Annotated in this window: 26 protein-coding genes; 10 read left to right on the forward strand and 16 right to left on the reverse strand. The window is 68.2% G+C overall.

From position 1 onward, the window contains the following. Positions 1-122: 122 nt before the first annotated feature. The 5 genes from KLK06_RS45040 to KLK06_RS45060 all read left to right on the forward strand — a co-directional run bounded on the left by KLK06_RS45040 (position 123) and on the right by KLK06_RS45060 (position 5,266). The gene (locus tag KLK06_RS45040) at positions 123-1,064 is read left to right on the forward strand and encodes a methionine ABC transporter ATP-binding protein (RefSeq protein WP_214641876.1); all 942 of its coding nucleotides are present in this window, start codon (positions 123-125) and stop codon (positions 1,062-1,064) included. A gap of 334 nt (positions 1,065-1,398) precedes the next feature. After that, positions 1,399-2,055 (forward strand): methionine ABC transporter permease, encoded by a 657-nt coding sequence (locus KLK06_RS45045; protein WP_214641877.1) that lies wholly within the window; start codon positions 1,399-1,401, stop codon positions 2,053-2,055. Positions 2,056-2,064: 9 nt separating this feature from the next. Further along, on the forward strand, positions 2,065-2,892 hold the full coding sequence (locus KLK06_RS45050) for a MetQ/NlpA family ABC transporter substrate-binding protein (RefSeq protein WP_214641878.1): 828 nt from the start codon (positions 2,065-2,067) through the stop codon (positions 2,890-2,892). Between the two features lie 131 nt (positions 2,893-3,023). Continuing rightward, the gene (locus KLK06_RS45055) at positions 3,024-3,626 is read left to right on the forward strand and encodes a hypothetical protein (protein WP_214641879.1); all 603 of its coding nucleotides are present in this window, start codon (positions 3,024-3,026) and stop codon (positions 3,624-3,626) included. Positions 3,627-3,730: 104 nt separating this feature from the next. Continuing rightward, positions 3,731-5,266: an AMP-binding protein gene (locus KLK06_RS45060; RefSeq protein WP_214641880.1), complete on the forward strand. Its 1,536-nt coding sequence runs from the start codon at positions 3,731-3,733 to the stop codon at positions 5,264-5,266. Between the two features lie 144 nt (positions 5,267-5,410). On the opposite strand, the gene KLK06_RS45065 is transcribed toward KLK06_RS45060, so the two are convergent. The 4 genes from KLK06_RS45065 to KLK06_RS45080 form a co-directional block, all read right to left on the reverse strand. Continuing rightward, the gene (locus KLK06_RS45065) at positions 5,411-6,025 is read right to left on the reverse strand and encodes a dTDP-4-dehydrorhamnose 3,5-epimerase family protein (RefSeq protein WP_250906988.1); all 615 of its coding nucleotides are present in this window, start codon (positions 6,023-6,025) and stop codon (positions 5,411-5,413) included. A 270-nt stretch (positions 6,026-6,295) separates the two neighbouring features. After that, on the reverse strand, positions 6,296-7,465 hold the full coding sequence (locus KLK06_RS45070) for an MAB_1171c family putative transporter (RefSeq protein WP_214641881.1): 1,170 nt from the start codon (positions 7,463-7,465) through the stop codon (positions 6,296-6,298). A gap of 1 nt (position 7,466) precedes the next feature. Further along, positions 7,467-7,976, reverse strand: a complete 510-nt coding sequence (locus KLK06_RS45075) for a hypothetical protein (RefSeq protein ID WP_214641882.1) — start codon at positions 7,974-7,976, stop codon at positions 7,467-7,469. A 219-nt stretch (positions 7,977-8,195) separates the two neighbouring features. Next, on the reverse strand, positions 8,196-8,660 hold the full coding sequence (locus KLK06_RS45080; protein WP_214641883.1) for an XRE family transcriptional regulator: 465 nt from the start codon (positions 8,658-8,660) through the stop codon (positions 8,196-8,198). Positions 8,661-8,841: 181 nt separating this feature from the next. Here KLK06_RS45080 and KLK06_RS45085 point away from each other — a divergent pair, with 181 nt between their 5' ends. Continuing rightward, positions 8,842-9,669, forward strand: coding sequence for a cyclopropane-fatty-acyl-phospholipid synthase family protein (locus tag KLK06_RS45085; RefSeq protein WP_214641884.1), 828 nt, complete (start codon positions 8,842-8,844; stop codon positions 9,667-9,669). Positions 9,670-9,701: 32 nt separating this feature from the next. Here KLK06_RS45085 and KLK06_RS45090 read toward each other — a convergent pair whose 3' ends face one another. Together KLK06_RS45090 and KLK06_RS45095 are read right to left on the reverse strand one after the other, a co-directional pair. Further along, positions 9,702-9,866 carry a hypothetical protein gene (locus KLK06_RS45090; RefSeq protein ID WP_214641885.1) on the reverse strand — a complete coding sequence of 55 codons (165 nt, stop codon included), beginning with the start codon at positions 9,864-9,866 and terminating at the stop codon, positions 9,702-9,704. A 13-nt stretch (positions 9,867-9,879) separates the two neighbouring features. Beyond that, entirely contained in the window at positions 9,880-10,281 is a 402-nt protein-coding gene (locus KLK06_RS45095; protein ID WP_214641886.1) for a DUF4260 family protein, read from the reverse strand. A 400-nt stretch (positions 10,282-10,681) separates the two neighbouring features. On the opposite strand from KLK06_RS45095, the gene KLK06_RS45100 reads away from it, so the two are divergent. Beyond that, positions 10,682-11,920, forward strand: coding sequence for a S1C family serine protease (locus KLK06_RS45100; RefSeq protein ID WP_214641887.1), 1,239 nt, complete (start codon positions 10,682-10,684; stop codon positions 11,918-11,920). Positions 11,921-12,006: 86 nt separating this feature from the next. Here KLK06_RS45100 and KLK06_RS45105 read toward each other — a convergent pair whose 3' ends face one another. The 7 genes from KLK06_RS45105 to KLK06_RS45135 form a co-directional block, all read right to left on the reverse strand. Further along, positions 12,007-12,747, reverse strand: a complete 741-nt coding sequence (locus KLK06_RS45105; RefSeq protein WP_214641888.1) for an ABC transporter permease — start codon at positions 12,745-12,747, stop codon at positions 12,007-12,009. Beyond that, a complete protein-coding gene (locus KLK06_RS45110) occupies positions 12,740-13,639 on the reverse strand; it encodes an ABC transporter ATP-binding protein (RefSeq protein WP_214641889.1) in 900 nt (299 codons plus the stop codon). Before KLK06_RS45110 ends, KLK06_RS45105 begins: the two co-directional genes overlap by 8 nt. After that, the gene (locus KLK06_RS61960; RefSeq protein ID WP_308168733.1) at positions 13,636-13,959 is read right to left on the reverse strand and encodes a transcriptional regulator; all 324 of its coding nucleotides are present in this window, start codon (positions 13,957-13,959) and stop codon (positions 13,636-13,638) included. Before KLK06_RS61960 ends, KLK06_RS45110 begins: the two co-directional genes overlap by 4 nt. Next, positions 13,956-14,585, reverse strand: a complete 630-nt coding sequence (locus KLK06_RS45120; protein ID WP_214641891.1) for a hypothetical protein — start codon at positions 14,583-14,585, stop codon at positions 13,956-13,958. The genes KLK06_RS61960 and KLK06_RS45120 overlap by 4 nt, the downstream gene beginning before the upstream one ends. A 79-nt stretch (positions 14,586-14,664) precedes the next feature. After that, positions 14,665-15,393, reverse strand: a complete 729-nt coding sequence (locus tag KLK06_RS45125) for an FAD:protein FMN transferase (RefSeq protein ID WP_308168734.1) — start codon at positions 15,391-15,393, stop codon at positions 14,665-14,667. Continuing rightward, positions 15,390-15,830, reverse strand: coding sequence for an FMN-binding protein (locus KLK06_RS45130; protein WP_214641892.1), 441 nt, complete (start codon positions 15,828-15,830; stop codon positions 15,390-15,392). Before KLK06_RS45130 ends, KLK06_RS45125 begins: the two co-directional genes overlap by 4 nt. Positions 15,831-15,841: 11 nt before the next feature. Beyond that, positions 15,842-17,188 (reverse strand): ferric reductase-like transmembrane domain-containing protein, encoded by a 1,347-nt coding sequence (locus tag KLK06_RS45135; RefSeq protein WP_214641893.1) that lies wholly within the window; start codon positions 17,186-17,188, stop codon positions 15,842-15,844. Between the two features lie 98 nt (positions 17,189-17,286). Between KLK06_RS45135 and KLK06_RS45140 the strand changes: the two genes are divergently transcribed. Both KLK06_RS45140 and KLK06_RS45145 read left to right on the forward strand, forming a co-directional pair. Then, entirely contained in the window at positions 17,287-17,994 is a 708-nt protein-coding gene (locus tag KLK06_RS45140; RefSeq protein WP_214641894.1) for a response regulator transcription factor, read from the forward strand. Beyond that, positions 17,991-19,388, forward strand: a complete 1,398-nt coding sequence (locus KLK06_RS45145) for an ATP-binding protein (RefSeq protein ID WP_308168735.1) — start codon at positions 17,991-17,993, stop codon at positions 19,386-19,388. Before KLK06_RS45140 ends, KLK06_RS45145 begins: the two co-directional genes overlap by 4 nt. Before the next feature lie 183 nt (positions 19,389-19,571). Here KLK06_RS45145 and KLK06_RS45150 read toward each other — a convergent pair whose 3' ends face one another. Next, positions 19,572-20,156: an ABATE domain-containing protein gene (locus KLK06_RS45150; RefSeq protein ID WP_214641895.1), complete on the reverse strand. Its 585-nt coding sequence runs from the start codon at positions 20,154-20,156 to the stop codon at positions 19,572-19,574. An 84-nt stretch (positions 20,157-20,240) separates the two neighbouring features. Here KLK06_RS45150 and KLK06_RS45155 point away from each other — a divergent pair, with 84 nt between their 5' ends. Further along, positions 20,241-21,212 carry an NADPH:quinone oxidoreductase family protein gene (locus tag KLK06_RS45155; protein WP_214641896.1) on the forward strand — a complete coding sequence of 324 codons (972 nt, stop codon included), beginning with the start codon at positions 20,241-20,243 and terminating at the stop codon, positions 21,210-21,212. A 399-nt stretch (positions 21,213-21,611) separates the two neighbouring features. Here the strand turns inward: KLK06_RS45155 and KLK06_RS45160 are convergent, their stop codons facing one another. Together KLK06_RS45160 and KLK06_RS45165 are read right to left on the reverse strand one after the other, a co-directional pair. Continuing rightward, positions 21,612-22,493, reverse strand: a complete 882-nt coding sequence (locus tag KLK06_RS45160; protein ID WP_214641897.1) for an NAD(P)/FAD-dependent oxidoreductase — start codon at positions 22,491-22,493, stop codon at positions 21,612-21,614. 144 nt (positions 22,494-22,637) lie between these two features. Then, positions 22,638-23,111, reverse strand: a complete 474-nt coding sequence (locus KLK06_RS45165; protein WP_214641898.1) for a pyridoxamine 5'-phosphate oxidase family protein — start codon at positions 23,109-23,111, stop codon at positions 22,638-22,640. Between the last annotated feature and the right edge of the window lie 333 nt (positions 23,112-23,444).

Below are 23,444 nucleotides of genomic sequence, written 5' to 3' on the forward strand. Positions count from 1 at the left end.
CGCAGGTTGAGCCACCTGCCCTTCCACCCCGGCACGCGTTAGACCGCCCGCCTGCGGGCCCTCCAACGATGACGATGTCGATTCCAGCGGCGTGCTGCCGCTCTTAGTGGTGGGGATTTTTGGTGATACAGGCGTCCGGCCTGCGCAAGGTGTACGGGACCACCGTCGCTCTCGACGGCGTCGACCTGCACGTACGCGAAGGCGAGATCTACGGCGTGCTCGGCCAGAGCGGCGCCGGCAAGAGCACCCTGCTGCGCTGCGTCAACCTGCTCGAACGCCCCACCGCGGGCACCGTCACCGTCGCCGGGCAGGACCTCACCGCGCTGCGGAGCGGCGACCTCAACCGGGCCAGGCAGCGCATCGGCATGATCCACCAGCACTTCGCACTGCTGTCCTCGCGCACGGTCGCCGGGAACGTCGCCTTCCCGCTGGAGGTCATGGGCGTGCCCAGAGCCGAACGGGAACGCCGCGTCACGGAACTCCTCGACCTGGTCGGACTCGGCGGCCGGGGCGGCGACCGCCCGAACCAGCTCTCGGGCGGACAGAAGCAGCGCGTCGGCATCGCCAGGGCGCTGGCGGGCAACCCGTCGGTACTGCTGTCGGACGAGGCGACCTCCGCCCTCGACCCGGCCACGACGCAGTCGATCCTGTCCCTGCTCAAGCGGCTCAACACCGAGCTCGGCCTGACGATCCTGCTGATCACCCACGAGATGAACGTGGTCAAGAGCATCTGCGACTCGGTCGCCATCATGGCGGACGGCCGCGTCGAGGAGTCGGGCACGATCGCCGGCCTCATCAAGACGCCGGGGTCGCGACTGACCAGCGAGATCTTCCCCCTGCCCGAGCCGGCGCCTGCGGGCTCGATCACGCTCACCTTCACGGGCGACCCGCATCAGCCGGTGGTGTCGGAGGTGGTGCGCAAGTTCGACGTGGACGTGAACATCCTGGGCGGCTCCATAGAGAACCTCGCGGGACTCGCCGTCGGTCGCCTGCGGGTGTCCCTGTCGGGCGATGAGGAGGCCGCCGCGCTGGCCTTCCTTCGCGCGCGGGGGGTGGTGCTTTGATGCGAAAAGCGGTCTTTGTTGTACGGCACAGCACGGTGGGCGCCACCCTCCGTCCGGGGTCGGCCCCTGTCCAGGGGCACGCTCCTCCGGTGGAGGTGGCTGAGCGCCGTGACGTGCGTCTTCTCGGCCCCGGTCCGTGGCTTCGGCCGGCCGCCGTGATCTCCGCGCCGGTCTCCACCGTCCACCGTCCCGCCATCTCGGCGCGGCGGGCGACGCCCGAAGCGCGGGTCGGCCGCTGGTCCGCGCCCGGCCACCTGCCCCACGGCCGGTCGTTCGGGGCGCCGTATCGGTGTTCAGGGCGGGAATCGACGGAGCGTTCGGGGAAGGAACAGCTATGACCTGGGATGAGATGGGGCCGCTGCTCTGGGAGGCGGCCGGGCAGACGGCGCAGATGGTCGGCTGGTCGACCCTGTTCACCGTGCTGTTCGGTCTGCCGCTCGGGGTGGCGCTCGTCGTGTTCGATCGCGGTGGGCTGCGGCCGCTGCCGGCGGTGAAGTCGGTGCTGGGCGTCGTGGTGAACGTGGGGCGGTCGCTGCCGTTCATCGTGCTGATGATCGCCATCATCCCCTTCACCCGGCTGGTCGTGGGCACCACCATCGGCACCGCGGCCGTGGTCGTGCCGCTCACCGTGGGGGCGGTGCCGTTCTTCGCCAGACTGGTGGAGACGGCGCTGCGCGAGGTGGGGGCCGACGTGGTGCAGGCGGCGCAGGCCATGGGCGCGGGCCGTACGACCATCGTGCGGAAGGTGCTGCTGCCCGAGGCGCTGCCCGGCCTGGTCGCCGCGGTGACCGTCACCGTCGTCGCGCTCATCGGCTACTCGGCCATGGCCGGGACCATCGGCGGGGGCGGGCTGGGGGACCTCGCCGTCAGGTACGGGTACCAGCGGTTCGAGACCCTGCTCATGATCGTCACTGTCGTGCTGCTCGTCGTGCTGGTGCAGCTGATCCAGAGCCTGGGCGACCTGGTCGCCCGCCGCTTGTCACATAGATAAGGAAAAATAATGAAATTTCGGAACATTGTGGGCGCTGCTGCCCTAGCCCTGTTGCTCGCCGCATGCGGGACGTCGCAGGGTGCTACCGGCAAGGGCGCCGAGTCCGCCGACACCGTGCTGAAGGTGGGCGCCAGCCCGGTGCCGCACGCCGAGATCCTGAACTTCGTCAAGCAGAACCTGGCCCCGGCGGCCGGGCTGAAGCTGGAGGTCGTGGAGTTCACGGACTACGTGCAGCCGAACGTGCAGCTCAGTGAGGGCCAGCTGGACGCGAACTTCTTCCAGCACAAGCCCTACCTGGACGACTTCAACGCCTCCAAGGGCACCAAGCTGAGCTTCGTCACCCCGGTGCACCTGGAGCCGCTGGGGCTGTACTCGAAGAAGGCGACCACGCTCGCGGCCCTGCCGCAGGGCGGCACCGTGGCCGTGCCCAACGACGCCACGAACCTGGGTCGCTCGCTCAAGCTCCTCGCCGACAATGGCCTGGTCAAGCTCAAGGACGGCGCCGGCACCGCGGCGACCGAGCGTGACGTGACCGACAACCCGAAGAAGCTGGTGTTCAAGCCGCTGGAGGCCGCGCAGCTGCCCCGCTCGCTCGACGACGTCGACGCCGCGGTCATCAACGGCAACTACGCCATCGAGGCCGGGCTCAAGCCCGCTTCGCAAGCCCTGGTGCTGGAGAAGTCCGAGGGGAACCCGTACGTCAACGGGCTGGTCGTGGCTGCCGGGCACGAGAAGGACGCGAACATCGTGACCTTGGGCAAGCTCCTTCAGGACCCGAAGGTCAAGGATTTCATCAAGCAGAAGTACGCCGGTTCCGTGATCCCTGCCGGAGAATAACGCGATAAATCCGGAAGATCGGGAAAGTCCTCTTATCTCGCCACCTGTGGTATCAAGTGGGTTGAAAGCGGACGGCAATCGGTCGGACGTACGAAGACTGGGTCAGCAAGACCTCTCCCGAGGAGGACCCAGTGCGATTCGTCTCACGAATCATGATCGGCGTCGCGGCCACCACAATGGTGGCCATCGGCGCACCGGCAGCGGCCAATGCCACCACGGCGACAACCGCCACTCCAGCCACAACCGCCTCGTCGCACTTCTACGACGCGGACTGGGGACCCTACTTCTCCAGCGATCACAAGGCCAAGGCAGAAGGCCAGGTGACCGTGGACAAGAAGCGGTTCAAGTTCTGGTACTGGAAGACGTTCTTCGTCAAGAAGAAAGTGTGCTCCTTCGACAAGAAGAGCCACAAGAAGCACTGCGAGTTCGTCGTCAAGAAGATCAAGAAGCACGTGTGGGAGTGGCGATACAACTACTTCTTCACCGTCGACAGCACCCTCACCAACAACAAGTGGTGGGGCCGCGACAAGTGCGCGTGGGAGACCTTCAAGGTCGTCGACCAAGACGGTCACGCGACCTTCGACTCCTTCTCCAACTGCCGCAAGCACCCCGCCGACTACTCGTTCTCGGGTAAGAACGCGGCTCACATCTACGTGGATGTGAGCAGGGGCAACAGGCACGGACCGACCGGCTTCCACTCCGGTTGGCAGGACGTGTATCACGCCGCTGCCTGAGCAGACCGCGGGGCCGCGATCTCGACGATGAGATCGCGGCTTCGCCGTACTCCCGGGTGGTCATTCCCTGGCGCCGCGCGCGCTTCGCCGAATACTGTTCGGTCATGCATCCGGGAGCCATCGCAGCCGTCACGCCCGACAAGCCCGCTGTGATCATGGCGGGCTCCGGGCGGGTCGTCACCTACCGTCAGCTCGACGAGGAGTCGAACCGGCTGGCCCACCTGTTCCGCGCCGCCGGGCTGCGGCCGGGTGACCACGTCGCCTTCATGCTCGCCAACCATCCGCTCTACCTGGCGATCGCCTGGGGGGCGCACCGCGCGGGCCTGTACTACACGGCGATCAGCTCGCGGCTGGGGACCGACGAGCTCGCGTACATCGTGAACAACTGCGGCGCCCGGGTGTTCCTCTCGGACGCGAGCCTGGCGGAGGTCGCCACCTCGATCACCGCCGCGACGCCCGGCGTCGAGCTGCGCCTCATGCTGGACGGCACCGCCGAGGGCTTCGACTCGTACGAGGAGGCGGTGGCCGGACAGCCGCCCACGCCGATCGACGACGAGTGCCAGGGCTCCGACATGCTCTACTCCTCCGGCACCACCGGCCGGCCCAAGGGCGTCAAGCCCGCCCTGCCGCGCACGCCGCTGACGGAGTCGAACCTGCTGCTCAAGCTCGTCGAGGCCCTGTTCGCGCCGACGGCCGACAGCGTCTACCTGTCGCCCGCGCCGCTCTATCACGCGGCGCCGCTGCGCTACTGCATGACCTTCCAGCGGCTCGGCGCGACGATCGTGGTGATGGAGCGCTTCGAGCCCGAACGCTATCTGGAACTGGTCGAGAAGTATGGGGTGACGCATTCGCAGCTCGTCCCGACCATGTTCATCAAGATGCTCAAACTGCCCGACGAGATCAGGAAAAAGTACGACCTGTCGTCCCTGCAGTGCGCCATCCACGCCGCCGCCCCCTGCCCGGTGCCCGTCAAGGAGCAGATGATCGCCTGGTGGGGCCCGATCATCCACGAGTACTACGCGGGCACCGAGGGCAACGGCTTCCTCTACGCCGGCTCACAGGACTGGCTGGAGCACCCGGGCACCGTCGGCCGCTCACTGCTCGGCAACGTGCACATCTGCGACGAGGACGGCAACACGCTGCCGCCGGGCGAGCACGGCACGATCTTCTTCGAGAGCCCCGCCCGCTTCGAGTATCACGGCGACCCCGACAAGACCCGCTCCGTTCAGGACCCTCAGGGGAGGGGCTGGACCACGCTCGGCGACATCGGCTACCTGGACGCCGAGGGCTTCCTCTACCTGACGGACCGCCGCTCGTACATGATCATCTCGGGCGGCGTGAACATCTACCCGCAGGAGGCGGAGAACATCCTGTGCCTCCATCCGAAGGTCGCCGACGTGGCCGTCTTCGGGATCCCGGACGAGGAGATGGGCGAGCAGGTCAAGGCCGTGGTGCAGCCGGCGTCGATGGCCGAGGCGGGGCCGGCGCTGGAGGCGGAACTGATCGAGTACTGCCGGGCGCGGCTGGCCCACTACAAGTGCCCGAAGTCGGTGGACTTCCGCGCGGAGCTCCCGCGTCATCCCACGGGCAAGCTTTACAAGCGATTGCTGAAGGACGAGTACTGGCCTGCCAGAACGTAGATCGTGCGGCCGTTACCCCGCACGCATTCAGATTGGAGCCCCATGGGGAACATCGGCCCTGTCGAGATGCTCGTTTTTCTGGCCGTGATCCTGGTCATCGCGACGATCGTCTTCCTGGTGATGGCCGTCAACCGCCGCAAGTAATCATGGATAGGCGTCGGCCATCGCGTCGAGTTCCGCGTATCGGGTCTGGCAGTCGCGATAGAGCGGAAGCAGCCCCTGTTCCGCGGCTTCCCGAAGAGAAGGAGCCGTCCTGTCCATTTCGGAGAGAATGAACTCGTGCTCCCGTGGCCAGGGCACGTTCAAGTCGCGGTCCAGCGGGTTGATGGAGACGGTCGCGCTCGGCGCGTAGAGACTTGAGCAGAGGTACCAGACCGTCACCTCCTTTGTCAGCGCGAGGAATCCGGCGGCGAGACCCTCCGCGACGTAAAGGGCCCTCCTGCTTTCGGCGGTCAGCTCGACCGCGATGTGCTCGCCGAAGGTGGGCGAGCCGATCCTGGTGTCGAGTACGACGCAGAGCATGGCCCCGTGCGCGCAGTTGAAGTAGCGGGCCTGGCCCGGCAGTTGCACGACATGGAGGCCGCGTATGGTGCCGCGATGGGATGCTGAGCAGTTGACCTGGGCCACCCAGAGCGGGTGGCCCACCGCTTTTCGGAACGCCGGCTGGCTGAACGGCTCGAGGAAGATCCCCCGCATGTCGGGATAGATTCTCTGCTCGATCAAAAAAGTGCCTTCTATGTCAAGCTCTTCGATGCGCATCCCCGCGGACCTTTCTCGTCGATATATTCCCTTTCGCGATAATCAAAGGCTTTCAGCGAGGCATAAACGCGGCAACCCCTAAAACCACCCCTAGTCCCCCCATCCACCAAATTAGGGCACGTTTGACCGCCCCTGCTAAATACACTGTGCACGGTCGCGCGGACATTCGTATCACGGCGAAATGAGGAATGCGTCATGGACGGCGATCGACCTGGTCGAAGCCACGTAGGCACGCGAGAAAATCACCTCACGCGGATTCTTGTGCTCTTCTCAGAGCCGCGCGAAGGCGCGTGAAAGCCGCGTCAGGTGCGACAATTCATCCTTCATGACCGGCAATCCAGGGCTGAGTGCCGGTTCGCCGGACGTGACGTCACGGGTGACCGCGGGTTTCCGGTCCACGGCGGAAGGATGGGAAATACTCGGCCACGCCGCGTGCCTCTTCGTGGCGGCGAACGCTTGGAGGGCCTGGGCCACGGTCTGAGCGTGCAGGGCCGGGCTCATGCCGTCATGAAACGGTTTTCCGGCATAGGACTCGAGGACGAGCAGACAGTCACGGATCTCGATGACGTAGCGATAGAGCTGGTACCCCACGGAGTCGCCGACCCTGGGCGGCTCTCGTCTGAGTTCCGGCATGGCCGCGGTCAGCGTCGTCCAGAGCGGGCGAAGACGATGCAGCGCCCGACGCTGGGCCGCGGACCGCAGCGGCGTGGCGAGCCTCGGCCCCCAGACACCGATGGTGGGACCGGCCAGGATCAGGGTGGTGCAGCCGAGCCCGAGATACGTCACCGCGTGGGTCGACGCGCCTGGAGGCGTCGGCAGGGAGAAATAGCTGGTCAGCGCGGTAGCGCCCAAGTAACCCACATAGACGAGCCCGCCGGCGTCACCTGCCGCGACAAGCCGCAGCCCTAGCCGTAAATATGGCTGATGCGTGTATCTCACGTATCGCCAGGTCCGGCGCAGCGTGTCAAAAAGGCCGGCGGCGATATAGGCGAGGAAGGCCAGATAGGACCCGATGATGAGCAGGTTCTCGCCGTGCACGACGAGAAAGCCCGCGCCGGCGTCGTCCGGAACTCCGGAGCCCAGCAGCAGGGCTGCCATCACTGTGATGTCCCCCGCCGCCCATAACATCTTCGCGCGCGCGCCGGCCGACCGGTCGTCCGCCGGTGATGTCAGGTAGGTCACCACGATCCAGAACGCGCACATGGAGGCGATGGAGAAGCTGAACACCAGCCATCGCCCGAGCCCGTTGACGTGGGTGATGGCGTCGAGCCTCGGCTGGATATTATGAAACTGCACCAACACGCTGAGGCTGAGCGTGACGATATGGGCCGAATAGGCGAGATCCACGGGCGATCGACGTTTCCGGACGAGTCGCACGGCGGCAAGTGCAGCGATCGTCCATATGACCGAAGCCTCCCCCCAATACAGCACATCGTCCACGTCAAAATCCCCTTCCGGACCCCCACGCCTGTTCGAGATTCCGCACTACCTCGGCTATTTCCGGGGGTGGTTTCGCGGCTGGGACGGTGTATCTGCCGGATGCCAGAACCCGCGGCGCCAAGATGAGGTCGGCGAAATCCTCCGCCGCGTCCTCGGCGGGATCGGCGTAACCGGTCCTGAACAACACGCGCCGTATCATGTCCGCGTTGAGATTGGGCAACAGCATGCGCTGGAGCTCTTCGCTCCGCCATCCGCTGTCCTGATGGCCGAGCACGAGGTGGCCGAGCTCGTGCAGCAGGATGTGGCATTCATGCAGCGGCGACGAGCTGCGCACGTAACACAGATAGTCGGCGCCGCCGGTCTTGATATAGAGGCCGCACGGAGCACCGCGACGCGCCGAGATGGGGATCATATGGATGGGGCGGCCTCGTCGCCCTTCAAGTCGTTCAATGAAGAGCTCGAGGTCGAAGGGGTCGGGTATGACTCCCTCGGCTTCCAACTCCTCGATCAACACCTCATGCGGTGTCCGCTGCTCCCTCTTCACAGCATGCCGTCCGGTACCCTCGCTCGGTGCAAATGTCGTCGCTCATGGCATGCAGGGGGTTGATGGCCGGTCCACGCCGTTCGGCCTCGTCGTCCATTCCGCACTCACGGTGAAACGTTCAGGCGTGAATGACCGCGGGATCCCCCGCCGTTTTCCACCACCGTCTACATCGCTCCTCCTCGGCTCCTACTTGTCGCGGTGACGTTGCTCGAGCCGGGCCGTTCTCTCGATCAGCTCACGCACCATGTCGCGCGCCTCGGGAGAGAGCTCGAAGAAGGCGCGCAGATGAGCGCCCTTCATGCCCGTGTCGCGCAGCAGTGCGAGTAGTTCGACCTGATCGCCGATCTGCTTCGAGGCCTCGTCGTCGAAGAAATACGCCGGCGACACCTGAAAGAAGGCGGCGAGCGCCTCGATCAGGCGCTTGGTCGGGTTGGTGGCACGCCCGGTGCTCAGCTTCCACAACGAGGTGTGGGAGACCTGTTCGCCGGTGAGCTCTTCGATGCCGGCCGCCGCCTCCGCATAGGAGTAGGGTCCCCGGCCCGCTGGATAGACCGTCCGGAACAGAAAGTCGATCTTGTCGGCCAGGGACGGCGAGGACGGCTCGCCTTGCGACTGCCCAGTCAACTGATCAGACATGTTCTCATCCGTCATCACTCACCACTTAGGTTCATCAACTATGTTCTCAGATCTTCCCGAACTATGGAACCTAGTTGACAGGGTATGTGCGTCTGCGACTCTCCAAAAGTACTCCCTAAAGTTGATTGACAACAGGAGTTCATCACTTTTAGGCAGCGCAGATGACGGAGGCCGGACCGCAGGAAGGGACCAATCCATGACGCCGAAGTCCAGTCAGCACCAAGAGACCACCGGTCAGCTCTACGACCGGACCACAGAGTTGATCGAGCACATCATGGGGGGAAGCCTGCACAACGGCTATTGGGACGACCCCATGGGTGAAGCATCGCTGGAAGCGGCCTCGGAACGCCTGACCGAGCTGATGATCGACAAGCTGGACGCGGGCAAGGGCCGGCGAATACTCGACATCGGCTGCGGTACGGGCAGACCGGCGATAGCCCTGGCCCGATCCACCGGTGCGGATGTCGTCGGCGTGACGATCAGCGAGAAGGAAGTGGAACTGGCCTCTCGCCGGGCGAAGGACGAAGGGCTGGCGGATCGGGTGACGTTCCAGGTGGCTGACGCGCTGGAACTACCCTTCGAGCCGAACTCCTTCGACGGCGCGTGGCTCTTCGAGTCACTGCTGCACATGCCGGACCAGGCGCGCGTGCTCCGCCAGGTGCACTCCGTGCTGCGGCCCGGCGGGCTGCTGGTCATCGCCAACCTGGTCGAGCGCGCCCCTCTCAGCGACGAACGGCGCGTCACCCTGGAGGCGTCCTACGACCAGTCCCACATTCACGCGATCATCCCGCTGCGGAATTATCCCGGCTTCGTCACGGCAAGCGGACTCGTGCTGAGAGAGATCACCGACATCTCGACACACACGATGGCTCCGACACTGCATCGGATCGTCGAGCGAATGGCCGGGATACGCGACCTTTTCGAGGAGTTCGACGGTCCTGTCGAGCCGCCTCCGTTCGTGACCCAGCTCATCGAAACGCCGGAAGTGGGGTACGCGATCGTCGTGGCCGCAAAGCCCGAGTGAGAACGGCGATGACGCGTACGGCGTCATCGTCTTCACGGCCGGGAGCAACTCGACGCCGTCGCCGGAAAGACGCGCGGCTGGGAAACCCCGGCCGCAGCGGGCACGATGATGTCGGCTGCTTCGACCACCAGCCGCGCCCACACCTCCTCATCCCAGGTGTCGACCTGGATGCCGATCGCCGCCATCCTGTGCGTCACGCCGAGGCCCGCATCATGAAGTCCCGCTCTGGGAGAGCCCACGCCCGAACGCCCGCTCGACGGCGATGCGGGTGAGCCAGCCGAGGCCCGCGGTGAAAAGCGGTGGCCACGCAACCGGCCCGAGCGAATAGCCGACCACAATCGCCAGCGGAACCCATACGCGGTGCACCACTTGGTAAAGCGGCCCGGGCGGGCGTACTCCGGCCAGCCGTGCCAGGTCGGGCAGAGCGAAGAACCCCAGCATGGCGGCCGTGGTCGGCAGGCCGTACTTGACGCTCTCGAAAACCGCGAACGCGGCCAGGAACAGTGCGAGCGCTCCCCAGCCGATCTGCCGCATCCAACCGCCGACACCAGGACGGTTGCCGACTTCCGGGACGTGCTGCGACGCATCGTCGTGCGTGCGTTCGGTAGTCACTCCGACAGCTTAGGCGAGAGATCGCCAGGCGGACGATAATGGCCGGCGCGAACAGATGCACGCTTTTCGGGCAATGCTGCGGGCCGTCCGGGCTCGTCGTGCGGCACAGCCGCGGCCTGCTGGTGCGGTGCGAATTCGACGACGTTGTTCCCGACACGGCTACGCCTCCAGGGGGAGTGGCGCACAGGTCTCTTATGCTGGGAAGAGTCGATTATGTGCGCCATGACCTGTGCGCTGGCGGCTCGGAAGATTTTCTGAGCGGATTCCACCCGCGTAGTCGGCCCCCGACCAGGGGTGATAAGGCTGCCGTCAACCCTCTCATACAGTTCTGATCAACGGCTTAACCTGCACTTACGGGCTCCTTGGCACTCTTGAGTCATCGGTACTTGAGGAGATGACGATGAACGCGAACGAGCCTCGCGAGCAGGGCGCCGGCGGCTGGAGCCAGTTCGGAGCCCAGCCGCCCTCCGCCGGGGGCTTTCCCCGGCAGGACACCGTGATAATGAACCAGCCCCCACCACCTCCGAAGCCGCCCAGGCAGGGCATCTCCGTCGGACGGAAGGCGATCGCCGGGCTCGCCCTGGCGGCCATGGCAGTGGGAGGCGGCGCTGTGGGGGCCGTCGCCGCCACGTCGTTCCAGGACACCCGGGTCGTCTCCGCGCCGAGTCCGGTCTTCAAGCAGGCGTCCAGCCAGCTCACCGTGGCCGAGGTCGCGCGCAAGGTGCAGCCGTCGGTCGTGATGATCCAGGGGCAGACCGGCGAGGGGTCGGGCGTGGTGCTGTCCGATGACGGGCTCATCCTCACCAACAACCACGTGGTCGTGGGCGCGGGACAGGGCGGCCAGATGACCGTCAAGTTCAACGACGGCAAGACGGCCAAGGCGACGGTCGTGGGCACCGACCCGTCCACCGACCTCGCGGTCATCAGGGCCGACGGCGTCTCGGGCCTGACCAAGGCCTCGCTCGGCGACAGCGACCAGATCCAGGTCGGCGACTCCGTACTGGCCATCGGCAGCCCGCTCGGCCTCGACGGATCCGTCACGGCGGGCATCGTCAGCGCGCTCAACCGCACGGTCACCGTCGGCGGCGAGCAGGAACAGCAGCAGCAGATGCCGCCCGGCTGGGGCCAGCAACAGCAGCAGAGCCAGGAGAGCGAGACGACGACGCTGGGCGACGCCATCCAGACCGACGCGGCCATCAACCCGGGCAACTCCGGCGGCGCGCTGGTCAACGCGGCCGGTCAGGTGATCGGCATCAACAGCGCGATCGCCACCAACGGCGGCAGCAGCGGCAACATCGGCGTCGGCTTCGCCATCCCGGTCAACACCGCCAAGCAGGTGTCGGACCAGCTCATCAGCGGCGGCAAGGTGACCCACGCGTTCCTGGGAGTGAGCGTCACCGACGCCACCGGGGACGTGCCCGGCGCGCTGATCCGGCAGGTCACCTCCGGAAGCCCTGCGGACAAGGCCGGGCTGAAGCAGGGCGACCTCATCACCAAGATCGGCAACACGCCGGTGGAGGGCGGAGATACGGTTGTTGGCCAGGTCAGAGGTTTCAAAGTAGGCCAACAGGTTCAGATCACTTATATGAGGGACGGAAAGTCGAGTAACGTCACCGTCACCCTCCAAGAGAAGAAGTAACACCGGACCCCCTCACGGACGGGTGTGCCGTCGAGATCGCTGCGGACTCGGCGGCACACCCCCCGTTTTGTGTTTCAGGGGATTTTTCAGGAGAAGCGGCGCCCCTCGTCGCGCCGGTAGGCCCAGCCCGCGGCCAGCGCCGCGATCACGGTCCACACGCCAAGCATGATCACCGCCACCGTGTTCGGGGAACTCCCCGTCGTCACGGCCCAGATCAGCTCGCCCGCCCCGCGGCTCGGCACGAACGGCGACACCGCCTGCACGAAGTCCGGCATCATCTGCGGCGGCAGGAACAGCCCGCCGAGGATCGCCATGGGGAAGAACAGGACCTGCGACACGCCGATGGCCGCCTTCGAGGCCAGCAGATAGCCCAGGAACAGGCCGAGCAGCATGAACGGCACCGCCCCGCCCAGCAGCGTGACCAGCCCGATCAGCAGCTTGGGCAGCGTGATGGTCGCCGCGGTGAAGAAGGTCGCGATCAGCAGCACCGGGATCGTCGCGATCAGCATCGTGGCCATCGTCGTGAGGATCCGCCCGGCGAAGCGGGGGAACGGCCCGGCGGGCAGGGTGCGCACGTAGGTGTTCCAGGGTTGCTCGCGGTCCTGGGCGACCGTGATGCTGAGCGCCATGATCGCCCCCGACATCGCGCCGACCAGCATCATCGATCCCGTCGCCCGAGTCGAGGCCACCGGATCGTCCCCGGTGAAGGGCACCGCGAACGCCAGCATCGACGCGGCGGGGAAGAACGCGCTGGCGACCAGGCCGATCGGCACCCGGATCTGCTCCAGTATCTGGTAGCGGGTGTGGGCCACGATCAGGCTAGACATGTGCGCTCTCTTTCGGGTTCGGGTTCGAGGCGGAGGTGATGGTCAGGAAGGCTTCCTCCAGCGAGGTCGGCCTGATCTCCAGGCCGGAGAACGGCGTGCCGCTCCGCACCAGCTCCACCACCAGCCGGTCGGGGTCGGTGGTCACCAGGTTGATCCGGCCGTCCTCGTGGCTGCTGGCGAGTACGCCGGGCAGTTCGGGCAGGTTCTCGGCGATCAGCGAGACGCGCCGCACACCCACCATGTCGCGTACGGCCTGGACGGTGTCGTCGGCGAGCACCCGGCCATGGCCGACGACCACGACCCGCTTGGCCAGGGCCTCGACCTCCTCCAGATAGTGGCTGGTGAGCAGGACCGTGCCGCCGCCGTCGTGGAAGTCCTTGATGCCGTCCCAGAGCGTGCGCCTGGCCTCCACGTCCAGGCCGGTGGTCGGCTCGTCGAGGAAGACCATCCGCGGGTTGCCGGCGAAGGCCAGTGCCACGGCCAGCCGCCGCTTCTGGCCGCCGGACAGGCCGCCGATCTGCCGCTTGACCAGGTCGTCGAGGCCGAACCGAGCGAGTAACTCCCCCTTATCCGCCTTTTCCGGGAAATGTGAGGACACGAAGTCGACGATCTCGCCGACCCGCAGCGACTCGGGCAGGCCCGTCTCCTGAGGTGTGACGCCGATGCCCCGGCGTACCAGCGGATCCTGAGGGGAGCCGCCGAGCAGTTCGACCGTGCCGGACGTCTGCCGGCGCAGGCCCACGAACAGGTTGATCAGCGTGGACTTGCCCGCGCCGTTCGGGCCGAGCAGGCCGACCAGCTCGCCGGCCCTGATGTCGAGCGAGACGCGGTCGAGGGCCAGCACGTCGCCGTAGCGACGGGTGGCGTCGACCGTTCTGGCGAGGATGGTCATGGAGTGCCTCCTGCGGAGTCGAGTAGGGCGCGGATCGCCTTGGTGTAGTCGTCGAAGGCCAGCCGGCCGCGCTTGGTGAGCGCGACGTAGGTGACGGGGGTACGGCCTTTGTGGGTCTTCGTGATCTGGACGTAGCCGGCGTCCTCAAGCTTGGTCAGATGGACCGAGAGGTTGCCGGCCGTCATGCCGAGCAGGTCCTTGAGCGCCGGGAAGGTGATCTCGTCGCCCGACCCCATCGTGTTCAGCGCGGCCACGACGCGGAGCCTGGCCTGCGCGTGGATCACCGGATCGAGTTCCGGAACGGCGTTGCCGGCCGTCACGGGCACCGCCTCCGCCGGAGCCACAGGCCCACGACGATCTGCCCGAAGCCGAGCAGCACCGCCGTCAGCAGCGCGTGCCAGCCGGGGCCGAGCAGCACGCCCAGGCCGTTGACGGCGCTGATGCCGATGCCGAGGAAGAACATCGGCCAGAACAGGAAGATCGCGCCGCCGGTCATGTAGAGCACGCCCACCACCAGCAGGGAGATGCCCGCCCAGAGCAGGCCGGACTCCGCCTCCGGCAGCATCGGGGAGACCCGGATGGCGATGACCGACATCACCACCATCCCGGCGAACCACGCGTAGCCGTACATCGCGCCCTTGGCTGTGGTGTCGCCCCGGACCCCGATGTTCATCCTGGTGATCTCGTACGCGCACAGGGAGCCCGCGATCAACTGGAAGATCATCAGGACGGTCAGCGCCTGGTTCTGGGAGATCGGCGCGTACGGCTTGCCGTCGAGCCCGTAGTGCAGGAAGAAGCAGGTGAAGCCGACCAGCCAGGCGACGCCCCAGGGGACGTACATGAACAGGGGGTCGCCCCTGAAGCGTCGCACGGTGGCGGCCTGCTGTTCCTCGATGAGGCGCAGGGTCTCTTCCGGGCTGGGGACCCGCTCGCCGTCGTCTACCATCACAACTCCTCCTACCGTCAAACTGGTTTGTATCTTAAACCAGCTTGCACCGCCAACTCTATGGCGGGATGGGGAGAAGTCAGTTCTGGGCGGTGAGGGCGCTGAAGCCGCTGGTCTGCCAGTCGCCGTTCGCGGTCACCGCGAACGCCTCAAGGTCGTCGATCTCCTCCACCCAGTCGCGGGCGGCCTCGCCCATCGCGTACGCCGCGGTCGCGAAGGCGTCGACGGCGGTCAGGCGCGGGCCGACGAGGGTGATCGAGAGCAGCGCGGCGGCGTGGCGTCCGGTGTGGGGGTCGAGGATGTGCGGGCCTCGCTCGGCGTTGCCCGAGGTGGCTATGGCCAGGTCGTGGCCGGTGACCACGGTGCAGAGGGCGCCTGGCCGGGCGGGATGCGCGATCCCGATCCGCCACGGTGAGGGGCCGGGGCCGAGCTGGATGTCGCCGCCACCGTTGACGCAGTGGTGGGACGCGCCCGCCTCGGACAGCAGCCGGGACGCCTCCTCGATCGCCCACCCCTTCACCAGGCCGGTCGGGTCCAGGCGCCCGCCGGGATACATGGTGAAATATCCGTTCGTGTCGTGCTCTGCCTGTGAGCACAGAGCAAGCACCTGCGCCACTTCGGGCGGGCAGGCGGACACGTCGATCTCGCCCCGGCCGAGCAGGCTGATCGCGCTGTCCGGCCGGTAGGTGGAGAAGACCGCGTCCACGTGGTGCAGCCAGGCGACCGCCCGCGTGACCGCGTCGGCGGCGTCGTGGCGTACGTCGAAGGAGAAGACCGTCCCCATCGCGTGCTCGACGTGGCGGGTCACAGCCCGGCCCGGTCGATGGCGCTCTGCAGGGACTGGATGTAGCCGTCGCTGGTGTAGGTGGCGCCCGAGACGGAATCGATCTGGGCGCTCTGGGCGGACATGGTCTCCTCCTGGAGGATGGGCAGCGCCGTGTTGTTGATCTCGATGTCGCGCCGGTTCTCGTTCGGCGCCTGGAGCACCTGGACGCTGGAGATCTTGCCGCCGGTGACGCTGATCTGCACCTGCACGGGCCCCCAGCGCGTGTCGGCCGCGTCGCCGTCGACCGTCTTGGTGGCTGCGGACTGCTGAGCCGAGGTGGGCGCGGGCGTCGCGGACGTCTGCGTCTGCGCGAGGGCGGCGGGCGGCTGGGCGGCCCCAGTGACGTCGTGCGGCTTGAACGACAGCAGCAGCACCAGGCCGATGACGGTGGTGACCACCGCGAGCAGTGCTCTCTTCATGAAGGGAACCCCTAGAACTCGAAAGACTCGTGATGGATCCGGTGGGCGGGCACGCCCGCCGACCGCAGCGCCTGGATCGCCGACCGCGTCATCTCGGGCGGCCCGCACACGTAGGCGTCGTGCTCGCGCAGGTCCGGCAGCAGACGGTCGAGCCCGGTGAACAGGTCCGGGGATCTCGAGCCGACCGAGCAGTAGAGCCTGGCGTCCCCGCGTACGCGGGCGATCTCCTCCAGTTCGTCCCTGAACAGCAGCTCCTCCGGCGTACGCGCGCGGTAGAGCAGGGTCAGCTGCCCGGGCAGCGTCTCGAACAGGGTGCGCAGCGGGGTGATGCCGACGCCGCCCGCGATCAGCACCGACTTGGGACTGCGGCCGAGGCGTCCGGTGAATCCGCCGTACGGTCCCTCGGCGATCACCCGGGTGCCCGGCCGCAGCCGGGCGAGCGCCGCGCTGTGGTCGCCCAGCGCCTTGACCGTGATGCGCAGCCCGCCACCGTCCGGCGCGGCGGACAGCGAGTAGGGGTTGGCCGACCACCACAGTTCGCGGGTCAGGAAGCGCCACCGGAAGAACTGGCCCGGCTCGGCGCCGAGCCGGGCCAGGCGGCGGCCGGTGAGGTGGATCGAGACGACGCCCGGCGCGTCGGCGGTGACACGGGTCACCCGCAGGCGGTGCCGCGCCCACACCCGGACCGGGCCGAGGAAGCGGTACCAGACCAGCAGCGCGGCCACCCCGAGGTAGAGGACGTACCAGGCGACCTGGGCCACGCGATCGCCGGTGAACTGGGCGCCGGTCGCGAGCTGGTGCCCGAACGCCAGCCAGGCCGCCAGGTAGGTGTAGAAATGCAGGTAGAACCAGGTCTCGTAGCGCATCCTGCGGCGGGCGGCGCGGGCCGACACCAGGGCCACCCCGAGCAGCAGGAAGAAGGCCACGGTCGCCTTCAGCACATCCGGGAAGGACAGCGCCATCGTGACCGCCTCGTCCACCACCCCGGACTGGTCGGCGACCGCGTACCCCCAGATGATGGTCAGGACGTGCGCCACGACGAGCCCGATGACGTACCGGCCGCCCATGGCATGCCAGCGGGCCAGCCGGTCGCTGCCCACGCCGCGCTCGAGAGCGGGGACGCGGGCCATGAGCCCGAGCAGAACGGCCATGCCGTACCCGGCCAGCAAGCCCGTGATGCGGCCGCTCTCGGTGAGCCAGCCGTCCAGGCCCGACACGGACGGCGTGCCGCGCCACCACAGGCCGATGACCGCGAGCGCGCCGGCCACCACGGCCCACAGCAGCAGCTCGGGCCGGAACCGGTGGCGCGGCGGCGCCGTGACGGCGGCTCGCCGCGGTGGAGCGTGAAGAGTGGTCATGGGACACACCGTGCCAGGCAATCTTCTGTTTTCCCTATGAACGGAGCCCTTCAGAGGATTCTCAGAAGAACCTCGTATTTTGTGACAAAGGGGGGAAGATGAGCAGTCTGCTGCGTCCGGACGGCACGCCGATCCGCGTGCTCGTCGTGGACGACGAACCAGACCTCCTTGAGGTGCTGGAGAAGACGCTGTGCCAGGAAGGCTGGCAGGTCCGCACCGCGCCGAACGGGGCCGCCGCGATCCGCGCGGCCGAGGAGTTCGCGCCGGACGCCGCGATCCTGGACGTCATGCTGCCCGACCTGAACGGCCTGGAGCTCATGCGCAGGCTCAGAGCGCGCTGGCCCGAGCTGTGCGTGCTGTTCCTGACCGCCCGCGACGCGGTCGAGGACCGGGTCGCGGGCATCACGGCGGGCGGCGACGACTACGTGACCAAGCCGTTCAGCCTGGACGAGGTGCTCGCGCGGCTGCGCGGGCTGCTGCGCCGGGCGGGCATGGCGCGGCCCGGCACCGGAGACCGGCTCGTGGTGGCCGACCTGTCCATGGACGAGGAGGCCAGGGAGGTGAGCAGGGACGGCGTGCCGGTCGACCTGACGCCCACCGAGTTCGAGCTGCTGCGACTTCTCATGTGCAACCCGCGCCGGGTGCTGAGCAAGGCGCAGATCCTCGACCACGTCTGGTCCTACGACTTCGGCGGCCAGGCCCACGTCGTGGAGCTCTACATCAGCTACCTGCGCAAGAAGATCGACGCGGGCCGCCGGCCGCTGATCCACACCGTGCGCGGAGTCGGGTACGTGCTCAAGCCGTGAACCTCCTCCCGCGCACCCTCAGAGCCCGGCTGATCGCCGGGCTGCTCGTGTTGCTGGCGCTGTCGTGCGCGGCCGTCGGCGTCGCCACGTCGGTGGCGATGGAGCGCTTCCTGCTCGGCCCCGTCGACCAGCAGCTCGCCGCCGACCACGGGCGGTTCGCCGCGAGCTTGGAGCACGGCGAGGACACGCGGGGGCAGGCGCGGGGCACGTTCGGCGCGCGGCTGGTCGACGGGCGCGTCACCCACGCGGCCGTGGTGTCGGAACGGAACGGCGCCCAACCCGGGCTCAGCCCCGACGACGAGAAGACCCTGGCGGCGCTGCCGGTCGGGGGCCCGCCGCGGACCGTGGATCTGTCCGCCCTGGACGACTACCGTCTCCTCGCCACCGCGGGCCGGGACAACGACGTCATGATCACCGGGCTGTCCCTGCACGGTGTCGAGGAGACGCTGAACCGCCTGCAGCTGTTCGAGCTGGTCATGTTCGCCGGCGCGCTCGCCGCCGCGGGTGTCGCGGGCGCCCTGTGGGTACGGCTGGCGCTGCGCCCCCTGCAACGCATCGCCACGACGGCCCGCAAGGTCACCGAGCTGCCCCTGGCCAGCGGCGAGGTGACCCTGGCCGAACGCGTACCCGACACCGACCCGCGCACCGAGACGGGCCAGGTCGGCGCCGCGTTCAACCGCATGCTGGGCCACGTGGAGTCGGCCCTCGGCCGCAGGCACGCCGTCGAGCAGCGACTGCGCGCCTTCGCCGCCGACGCCAGCCACGAGCTGCGCACCCCGCTGGCAGCGATCCGCGGGCACGCCGAGCTCGCCCTGCGCGGCGACGAGCCGATGGCGGACGGTGTACGGCACGCGCTCGGCAGGATCGACGCCGAGTCTGAACGGATGAGCGAGCTGGTCGACGAACTGCTCCTGCTGGCCCGGCTGGACGCGGGCCGGCCGCTGGCCAGGGAGGAGGTCGACCTGTCCCGCCTGGCCATCGAGGCCACCGGCGACGCGCGGGCGGCGGGACCCGGCCACCGCTGGCGACTGGAGCTGCCGGAGGAACCCGTCACGGTGACCGGCGACCCGCTCCGGCTGCACCAGGTGATCGCGAACCTGCTGAGCAACGCCCGCATCCACACGCCCGACGGCACCACGGTCGTGGTGGCCGTACGGAGGCTGCCGGCCGCGGTGGAGATCACCGTCCAGGACGACGGCCCCGGCATACCGCCCGGCCTGGAGGAGGGGATCTTCGAGAGATTCTCCCGCGCCGACCAGGGCCGATCGCGGGCCACCGGAGGGGCCGGGCTCGGCCTGGCGATCGTCCAGGCCGTGGTGGCCGCCCACGACGGCTCGGTGGACGTACGGAGCGGCCCGGGCCGGACCGAATTCCGGCTGCTCCTGCCTGCCTGATGGGGGCGCCAGTAAGTGGGCCCTCGCGCACGAGCATCCGCTCGAAAGACGGCAAAGGCCGTACTCATCTCAGCGGCATCCATCTGTGATGGCGGCAAGTCTCTCGCACCCCGCCGACGCCGCGCACACCGTGGGCCTGACCGCGCCCGCGAACTGCGGCGCCGGGCCGGCACGGCGGCGACTTCAGTGGGTGGCGCGAGAGCGGGATCGGTAGCCCGCGATCTTGGCTAGGTTGCCGCATCGTTCCATCGAGCACCAGCGGCGGCGCCGGGCCTGCGAGTCGTCCAGGAACAGTAGCGAGCAGCCGGGATTGGCGCACTCCTTGACCCGTTCGATGAGCGGCCCGGTGACCAGCATTACCGCGTCCCTGGCCACGGTGGCCAGTGCGGCGGGCGCGACGTGTGCGGCCTGCCGTCGCAGGGCGGGCCCGGAGTCGGTGAGGGCGAGCAGGGGCGCGAGGTCCGGGCGGCCGCTTGCCGCGTTCACCTCCGCGATGTCGGACGGATCCGGCATTGAACCGTCCATGACGGCCCGCACCACCCGGTAGAGCGCCTCGCGAAGGAGGCGGGCCTGCGCCAGGTCGCTCGGCGTGACCTCGCCCGGCTCGGGATGGAGCCCGGCCTCGGCGATCCAGCGGCCGAGCGCGGCGGGATCGGGCAGCCGTTCGAAGGCCGCCGCGTGGCGCTTGCCGAGCGTGGCGGTGAAGTCGAGACACACGCGCCCGCTGATGAACGGAAACGCCATACGGGGATCAGCGGAGCGGCTCATGTTCGGAAATCTACCATTGACACCGGTTCATGCGGTGCTCAAGGATGACACTGGTTCAATCGGTGTCAACGAGGGTGGTGCGGCATGCGCGCAGTGCGTATCGACGAGTTCGGCGGTCCCGAGGTCCTGGTGCCTGTGCAGGCCGCGGATCCGGAGGCAGGTTTCGGCGAGGTTCTCGTACGGGTCGAGGCGGCAGGAGTCAACCGGGCCGACGCCCTGCTACGCGCGGGCTCCTACCACCGCGCGGGACGCCCGCCGCTGATCCCTGGCCTGGAGGCGGCCGGGACCGTGGCCGCGGTGGGCGAGGGCGTGACGGGCCTGCAGCCCGGCCAACGGGTCATGGTGCTGGGCGCGGGCCTGTACGCCGAGCTCGCGACCGTGCCCGCCGAGCGGGTGACGGTCCTGCCCGACGGCATCGGCACGCTTGAGGCCGCCGCCCTGCCCGTAGCCTGGCTGACCGCCTGGTACTGCCTGCGCAACCTTGCCGGGCTGGCCAAGGGCGAGGCGGTCGTGGTGCACGCGGCGGCGAGCGGGGTCGGCAGCGCCGCCGTGCAGATCGCCGCCGGAATCGGCGCCCGGGTGATCGCGGTGGTGAGCTCGGCGGACAAGGCCGTCTGGGTCGCCGGCCTGGGCGCCAACGACATCGTGGACACCTCGACAGGCGACGACGAACAGCAGATCACGCGACTGACCGACGGACGCGGCGCCGACGTGGTGCTCGACGCCGTCGGCGGATCGGCGTTCGCACGCAGCCTACGGCAGATCGCCTACGCGGGCCGCGTCATCACCCTCGCCAACGTCGCGCTGGAACCGAGCACCGTCGACACCCGCGACTTCTACCCCAAGAACGCCACCATCCGCGGCTTCCAGCTCACCAACCTGATGGAACACGGCTACGACCCTCGCGACGACCTCCGCGAGCTCGCCGAACGCACCGCCGCAGGCGCCTACCGGGTGCCGGTGGAGGCTGTTTTCCCGCTACAGCAGGCGCGCGAGGCACACGAACTCCTTGAGCGGCGCGGCAACCGAGGCAAGATCGTCCTGACCATAGGCTGACATCGGCACACCCGAACTCACCGGCCTCCCCGACGGCGACCGCCCCGCGACGCGGGGGCACCGTCGGCTGAACACCGTCTTCGTCACCGGCGACTTCCTCGACGGCACAAGATCACCGGCGGTCCGCGGCAACTGCGACAACGGGCACGTTCCCGACGGCCGCTGCTCACGCGCCTCCTTGGCCGACGGCTCCCGGCTCAGCTCGGATGCGAGGATCTCCGCCAAGGGCGTACAGCTGACGCGAACGAGGGCATCTGCTCCGCGAGCGCGTGCGTTCGGCCGTCCCACAACGGCACCTTTCGCCCGGCATAGCGCGGCGACGCCGGTCCCCGGGTCTGGCCTCCGACGAAGCCGGTTCGCGCCCTTTGGCGTGCGGGCGGTCGTCGAACCGGCCTACGCCTACGCCTGCGGGGAGGGCAGCGGGTCCTGGCCCGCCAGGCGGTGTCCGCGGGCGGCCGAGTCGCGTACGGCGTCGAAGCCGTACCCGATCATTTCCTGCTCGTAGGCGTGCAGGGCCTCGGCGAGCGGCCGACCGCCGGTAGCGTGCACGAGGTGGTCGGTCAGGACTCGGGCATCACGCAGTGCGGTGTTCGCGCCGACGCCGATGGCGGGGCTCATGACGTGGATGGCATCGCCCAGCAGGGTGACCGCGGTGCTCTCCCACGCGGCGACGGGCACACTGGTGCGCACCGAGACCGGGAAGATCGAGGTGGGGTCCTGGCGGGATACCGTCTCGACCAGCCCAGGGTGCCAGCCTTCTACCAGGGACAATGTCTGCGCCCGCAGTTCCGCGCCGCTCATGGCGAACAGCTCCGCGTTGCCGCAGGGGAACTGCTCGCGGCGGGCGCCGAAGACGCACGCGAGGTAGTCGCTGTCGTCGCTGAGCTCGAGGTCGGGGGCCAGGCGGGCCGTCACCTCGTGCATCGGTTCGCGGTACTGCATGGGGGCGAGTCCCACGAAGCGCCGCTCCGGGCCGACCACGGTGGTCCACAATCCGAGCAACTCGGGTGGGACCAGGGCTCGGGCCTCGTCGCCAGCGAAGGGGACCTTGCCGTAGAGGAGCCGAAGCCCGGCGTCGACGACCCGAGCCTGGGGCAGGTACTGCTCGCGCACCGCCGAGTTGACCCCGTCGGCGCCGATCAGAACATCACCCGTTGCACGGGTGCCGTCAGCGAAATGCGCGGTCACCGAGGCAGAGGCGTTGACGTCGTAGTGGGTGAGCCGGGCGCCGTAGTGCACGGCCTTGTCCAGTCCGGCCAGCAGGATCTGGCGGAGCGTCATGCGGTTGACCGCCAGGTGCCCGTCCCGGGCAGGCCCGGGACGGGCGGGAGAGACTGGGCGTGCAGCAGGTTCAGCTGGTGGTCGAAGGTGCGCAGGCGCAGCTCGGGGTCAGTCGCCCCAACGTCGGTGACGCTTCGCAGAGAGTTACCCCAGATCCACGATGAGCCGCGAGTCGACACCCCTGCCGTGGAGAGGGTCGCTGCCCCTGATGTGAACCGAGTGCTCCGTGACGCGTGCCCGGTAAAGGCGAAGCGGTGCGGGTGCCCGTAACTGATCTCGGGGGAATACCTGCTGCTCGGGGAACCTGGCGCGGCAAGCATGGTCTACGTGCTGCTCGAACTCGTCGTCCGGCAGCCGCTCGGCGGTGGCGAGCAGGTAGATGGCCTGCGCGCTGCCGATCGGAGCGTTCGAGTCGAAGATCGCCATGCTGACCGCAGGACGCTGGGCGATGTTGCGTGAGTGCTGCGAATCCGGCGAGGAGATCCAATAAAGGTCGCTGTAGCCGTCGGGTGCGTAGTAAACGGGTGAGACCCGGGGCCGCCCATCCGGGTCGGCCGTACCCAAGGCCATGTACCTGTTGGTGTCGATGATGTGCCTGGCCATCTCTTCGAGAGTCATGCGTTCTCCTCTTAGCGTCAGCGTGGAGACTCTAGGAGAGGCGGAAAGTCATCGTAGAAGGCGGACGATGACAGCTGACCAAGGCCAACCGGTACCTGGACGAGGCCCTGGCGGCCGCCACCGAGCAGGTCGCCGATCGGCGGGCTCGGACCGCGTGTTCTTACCGGCGCCCCTAGGTATCGGGTCGGTCGTCGGCAGACTCGATATTCAGCGGATTCTGGCGTGGAACCCCGGGCGTTTACGCCCGGGAGGAAACGACAGCGCGGGAGGGCCTCCCGGCCCGAGTGGTGTAGTAGCGGGCAGGTCTGGATAGGCAGATCAGCCGGGTCGTTT

It is taken from the genome of Nonomuraea sp. NEAU-A123, assembly GCF_018603905.1.
Taxonomy (GTDB): Bacteria; Actinomycetota; Actinomycetes; order Streptosporangiales; family Streptosporangiaceae; genus Nonomuraea.

Excerpts from the sequence above, each read along its gene's own strand:
- KLK06_RS45045 (WP_214641877.1), top strand. The coding sequence starts at position 1,399 with ATGACCTGGGATGAGATGGGGCCGCTGCTCTGGGAGGCGGCCGGGCAG.
- KLK06_RS45050 (WP_214641878.1), top strand. The coding sequence starts at position 2,065 with ATGAAATTTCGGAACATTGTGGGCGCTGCTGCCCTAGCCCTGTTGCTC.
- KLK06_RS45060 (WP_214641880.1), top strand. The coding sequence starts at position 3,731 with ATGCATCCGGGAGCCATCGCAGCCGTCACGCCCGACAAGCCCGCTGTG.
- KLK06_RS45065 (WP_250906988.1), bottom strand. The coding sequence starts at position 6,025 with ATGCGCATCGAAGAGCTTGACATAGAAGGCACTTTTTTGATCGAGCAG.
- KLK06_RS45080 (WP_214641883.1), bottom strand. The coding sequence starts at position 8,660 with ATGACGGATGAGAACATGTCTGATCAGTTGACTGGGCAGTCGCAAGGC.
- KLK06_RS45085 (WP_214641884.1), top strand. The coding sequence starts at position 8,842 with ATGACGCCGAAGTCCAGTCAGCACCAAGAGACCACCGGTCAGCTCTAC.
- KLK06_RS45100 (WP_214641887.1), top strand. The coding sequence starts at position 10,682 with ATGAACGCGAACGAGCCTCGCGAGCAGGGCGCCGGCGGCTGGAGCCAG.
- KLK06_RS45105 (WP_214641888.1), bottom strand. The coding sequence starts at position 12,747 with ATGTCTAGCCTGATCGTGGCCCACACCCGCTACCAGATACTGGAGCAG.
- KLK06_RS45110 (WP_214641889.1), bottom strand. The coding sequence starts at position 13,639 with ATGACCATCCTCGCCAGAACGGTCGACGCCACCCGTCGCTACGGCGAC.
- KLK06_RS45120 (WP_214641891.1), bottom strand. The coding sequence starts at position 14,585 with ATGGTAGACGACGGCGAGCGGGTCCCCAGCCCGGAAGAGACCCTGCGC.
- KLK06_RS45130 (WP_214641892.1), bottom strand. The coding sequence starts at position 15,830 with ATGAAGAGAGCACTGCTCGCGGTGGTCACCACCGTCATCGGCCTGGTG.
- KLK06_RS45135 (WP_214641893.1), bottom strand. The coding sequence starts at position 17,188 with ATGACCACTCTTCACGCTCCACCGCGGCGAGCCGCCGTCACGGCGCCG.
- KLK06_RS45140 (WP_214641894.1), top strand. The coding sequence starts at position 17,287 with ATGAGCAGTCTGCTGCGTCCGGACGGCACGCCGATCCGCGTGCTCGTC.
- KLK06_RS45150 (WP_214641895.1), bottom strand. The coding sequence starts at position 20,156 with ATGAGCCGCTCCGCTGATCCCCGTATGGCGTTTCCGTTCATCAGCGGG.
- KLK06_RS45155 (WP_214641896.1), top strand. The coding sequence starts at position 20,241 with ATGCGCGCAGTGCGTATCGACGAGTTCGGCGGTCCCGAGGTCCTGGTG.
- KLK06_RS45160 (WP_214641897.1), bottom strand. The coding sequence starts at position 22,493 with ATGACGCTCCGCCAGATCCTGCTGGCCGGACTGGACAAGGCCGTGCAC.
- KLK06_RS45165 (WP_214641898.1), bottom strand. The coding sequence starts at position 23,111 with ATGACTCTCGAAGAGATGGCCAGGCACATCATCGACACCAACAGGTAC.